Annotated in this window: 4 protein-coding genes; 1 reads left to right on the plus strand and 3 read right to left on the minus strand. The window is 47.9% G+C overall.

Annotated features, from left to right (window positions below; all coding sequences use genetic code 11):
• The coding region (locus tag ACJ2PR_RS35205; RefSeq protein ID WP_446880543.1) for a GumC family protein at positions 1 to 1,162 on the minus strand (1,162 nt) is incomplete at its 3' end.
• Complete coding sequence (locus ACJ2PR_RS35210; protein WP_446859743.1) at positions 1,159 to 2,202, minus strand: polysaccharide biosynthesis/export family protein; 1,044 nt, start codon at positions 2,200 to 2,202, stop codon at positions 1,159 to 1,161. The genes ACJ2PR_RS35210 and ACJ2PR_RS35205, both read right to left, overlap by 4 nt.
• A 381-nt stretch (positions 2,203 to 2,583) precedes the next feature.
• Here ACJ2PR_RS35210 and ACJ2PR_RS35215 point away from each other — a divergent pair, with 381 nt between their 5' ends.
• A complete protein-coding gene (locus ACJ2PR_RS35215; RefSeq protein ID WP_446859742.1) occupies positions 2,584 to 2,916 on the plus strand; it encodes an STAS domain-containing protein in 333 nt (110 codons plus the stop codon).
• A 69-nt stretch (positions 2,917 to 2,985) separates the two neighbouring features.
• Here the strand turns inward: ACJ2PR_RS35215 and ACJ2PR_RS35220 are convergent, their stop codons facing one another.
• Positions 2,986 to 3,633 carry a hypothetical protein gene (locus tag ACJ2PR_RS35220; protein WP_446869255.1) on the minus strand — a complete coding sequence of 216 codons (648 nt, stop codon included), beginning with the start codon at positions 3,631 to 3,633 and terminating at the stop codon, positions 2,986 to 2,988.
• Positions 3,634 to 4,299 lie beyond the last annotated feature (666 nt).

Raw genomic sequence — 4,299 nt, forward strand, 5'->3', positions numbered from 1 at the left:
AAACCGCTTCTGCCGTCTGCATTTCTCGCTTCATATTTTCCAGGGTTGTTTGTCCCTGAGCCAGCCCGTTGAGCCGTGATTCTAAAAGCTTGATTTGCTGGTCGATCGATTCAGCTTGGGCGGTCAATCCTTGAAAGTCAGCCTGCACAGCCACCAGATCCCGAAACAACCCAGCCCGGCCCGATTCGTTAGCCGTTAGCTGAATCGCCCCCAGCATTTGTGGATCGATTGCACGACCAAGGAGCGATCGACTGCGATCGGACACTGCCGCTTGAGACGCTTCTAGTCTGGCCTTCTCCTTGATCACACTGGGATGGTTGTCTCCCCACTTTGATAACAAAACGGATAACGTCGCGCTGGCTTCACTGTAGTCTTTTAAGTTTTGCTGAAACAGTTGGTCAGCCTGCAACACAAAAGCACTGGCAGCTTGCTGAGGCGAAATTTTTAGACTGGCAGACAGTTGTTGAAGCCGATTGCCCACTTGCTGCTGTTGCGCGATGACTTCAGCCCGTTGACGACGCAACTGTTCTACGTTGACCGAGAGATTGTCGATCTGCCCTGGAAAACTCAATCCAGACCTCAACTTAAACTCAGAAAGTCCTTGCTGGGCCTCAACAAGTTTAGCTTTCGCTGACTGCAACGTGGACTGAATGCCATCATCGCGTCGGGCTAATTCCTCAACTCGCAGTAGGGTCAACTGACTGACCAACGCTTTGTAGAGCGCTCGTGACTTTTGTTGAGCCTCTTGAGCGCTGCCCCCCGTCACCTCAAACTTCATAATCGTGGTGTTGTCGAGCAGCTTAATCTTAGGTTCTCCAAACTTCTCAGGAGGAAGGTTGACGATCGCCGCCGCCTTTTTGATCACCGTTTCACTGGTCGCGATGAACTGATAGTTGGCTCTGGGATCTTGAGTCGGGCCACCAAACGGCGAACTACTCGAAGAACTTGCTTGACCAATATCTGGCAAATTCACGCTCACCCCTGGCCCCGACCCTGGAAGAATTAACGCCCACTCGCTGATGTAAGTTGGTTTTGCGACCTTAAGAAAAAACAGCGTTGTGCCCCAAATCGCAGAATTGACGACGAGACCCATAAAGACATAGCGTTGCCATCGTCCTTTTTTGGCAGGCTTTAGGAGGGCTTGATTGGTTGCATTCATCATTTTCTAAGCAGATTCAGCAATAGTGAGAAGGGAGAAAAGATGGCACCCAGAGTATCCGCAACACCCCTCATGTTGGTGATTTTGGAGTCATAGCAAGCGATGCCATCGTCCGGCATCAGAAAAGGATTGGTCGCATCGTCGTTGGTTTTTCGCAGCAGATCTTCGATCGGGCGTTCCATGACTTTCGTTTCTCCGGTCATACGATCGGTACGAACTAGCAGCGCTCGACGTTTGGCATTTTCGGTGCTGCCCCCGGCGCAGTTTCCTGCAATGACCGCCTGAGACAAACGAGAACCATAGACAAAAGCCGTCGCATCTTTGTTCACTGAGGCACCCGAATTGCTGCTGGCGGGCTGCGTCAGATTGGATAAAAATACGCGCACGCCCGGAATCGTGATCTGAGAGGGGCGAATTAGCTCAGGATGCACTTTTTGAGTATCGGGCACAATAATCTGATCACCCGCCACCAAGGGAATGTCTTGAATGATTTCTCCAGAAAAAACGCCAGAAAGGTCGATCGTCGTAGCTTGTCCGTTACGAATCAGGCGAATGTTCTTCACATCGGCGTTGGGCATGACACCTCCTGCTTCTCGGATAGCCGCAATCAAAAACCGCTCTGGGGGATAGTCTCCGGATGCTTGGGTGATGCGGGCCCGCGCTTCGGGACTACGCTGATTGAGCAAGAGACGACCCGGCTCAAAGGTTGCACCTGCGACACTAACTTGAATGGCTGACCACTCTACAGGTTGTATGGTGACTTGCAAAAAACGGGGATTAAACAGTCGCTTTTCGAGCAGGGTTTGGGACAGCGTTTGTTCGATTTGAGCAGGTTCTAGTCCGGCAACGCGAATCGGCGGTAAATAGGGAATCTGAAGCGTCCCATCAATATTGACCTCGTAAATACCATTAAACAATTCGCCTTCAGGAATCGAAACTTTGAGGCGATCGCCGGGTGAGAGCGGCAAACTCAGGCAAGGTTTAGCAATTAGCGTGACGATCGTACCCGTGAGAATACTTAAAAATATCAATTTCTTTTTCATTTTCAATCCCTCAAGCTAACAGCAGGGCAAACTGGCTGACGCGATCGCGCAGAGCTTGAACAAACAGTTTCAGATGGTAGACATGCTAGAAATACGAATAATCTTAGAACTCCGATTGCTGTCAAGATAAAACAGAACTCATCTTCCTTCTCTGAGTGAGATTACTTAAAAAGCTCTTTTACTTCTGTAACCTAGCTCAGGGCTAAGTTAATCTACTGAAGTAAGACCAGTCGCATAAAAAGCACGCTGTAGAATACACTCAAGTTATTAATACTAGTATCAAGGGTATGTTAACCACGTTAGGATAGTGCGGATAGCACGGATTGTTGCCTGAATATTAAAGTGTTCTATCTCAACCTTGCTCTTGACAGGTATACCCTTATGAACCCCACAATCAAAGTTCTTTATCCTTCTGGAATCTTAAACAGCACTCAAGCTGACCTGTTTAACCAGGAAATTAATAGTAGTCTCAGTACTGGAGTACGAAATATCTTAGTTGACTTTAAAGAGGTCAGCTTTATGGATAGTTCTGGTTTGGGGCTGTTGATCGTTGCCCTCAAAACCGTTAAAGCAGAGGGAGGCAAGCTTTCTCTTTGTTCAGTTTCTAATGAAGTCAAAATCGTGTTTGAACTCACTGATGTTGAGCAATTTTTTGAAATCTTTTCCGACCGAGACAGCTTTGAGCGATCGCAGCCATCAAGTTTAATTTCTTAAAAAACTAAATAAAAAAATTCCCCCGTCCTAGAAGAACAAGGGGAAAGAGAGGATGGTCAAACAACCAAGTTATCGAACCGTTGGCTCTGTGTAAGCAGTGGTCGTTGTGCGAGGACTCCGCGCACCAGCAGCGGCCCCAATCAAGGAAGCTACCAAGCCTAAGAGAGAACCGATCGCAAACGACCAACCCGCTCTAGCCGCACCACCCGCAGCATCGCGGGTTTGATCAGCTGTCACGCCAGGGCTAGGAACCACATTGGGTGCATTGGCCGCGCCCCCTGGAATGACTTGATTGGCAACCTCGCCTGCATTAGAAGCAATAATCCCAAACGCACCCGAAACGCCACTTGCTAGCAGGTAAGCACTCAGCGCCAAGGTGGTTGCCCAAAGAATGGCTCCATTCAGCATCGCGGTTCCCCGATTCATGGGGCCACAAGCCCGCGCCATTACCCAGCTACCGATAAACAGCGAAATTAGCAGGCTGATGATCGACCAGATACCAACGGCACTGCCGACTTCATCCAAGTTTGAGCGAGGAGCACCCGAATTGGCGATCGTGGTTGCGCCGATGGCTGCCCCAATCCCAGTGAGAATCAATTGAGAGGCTAATGCAACAACCAGTCCAGAAATGATCGGGCCCCAACGAACGCGATCATGGTAGTCAGCAACAGGTTGGATTGTCGTAGCGTCAACAACAGGTCTATTAGCGTATGCCATGTCTTTAACTCCCCAAGAACGATAGTCTTTTGATAAGGATTTACACTTGGCATCACTTTAGAATCTGCTAACGGTGTTTTATCTCTATCAGCAGAGTGAATGACACTATACCGTTAGAATGATTAAAAAAAAATTATAGAAGTTTTACTAGACGATCCAGATGGGGATCAATAAAACTATCCACTATAAGGTTGTCCATAGCTTAGTTTCTTCAAAAAAAGAATTAGGATCGTGAATTAAACAACCTGTAATTCTCGCGGTTTCGCTTCGTTTAATTCGGCTTCTGCCCCCTAAATCCCCCAAATTTGGGGGACTTTGAACCGCGAAACTGCCTTAAATTCTAGAATGTCTGCTTTCTCAAAGTCCCCCAGAATGGGGGATTTAGGGGGCGAAGCAACTAGGCAATTATCGATCTTATTCAATTCACGATCCTTAGCCAATCTCGGTCGATCTCTTCTCGATAGCGAGTGGAGCAAAAGCTCACCCACAGTGAATTTGCATAGGGTTATCGACCAAGTTTGCCGGAGTCCGTCTTTTGCCTTTCCTGGTTACTATCTTCCATTTCTAGGGGTTAATGCTGAAACTTTAGTCAAAGGATCAGTAATTTCTCTAGCGGTTTAAATAAACGACATTTGATCTTCCGTGTTTGCGCTAATCAAATTCAAC

This window comes from Phormidesmis sp. 146-33, from assembly GCF_052939515.1.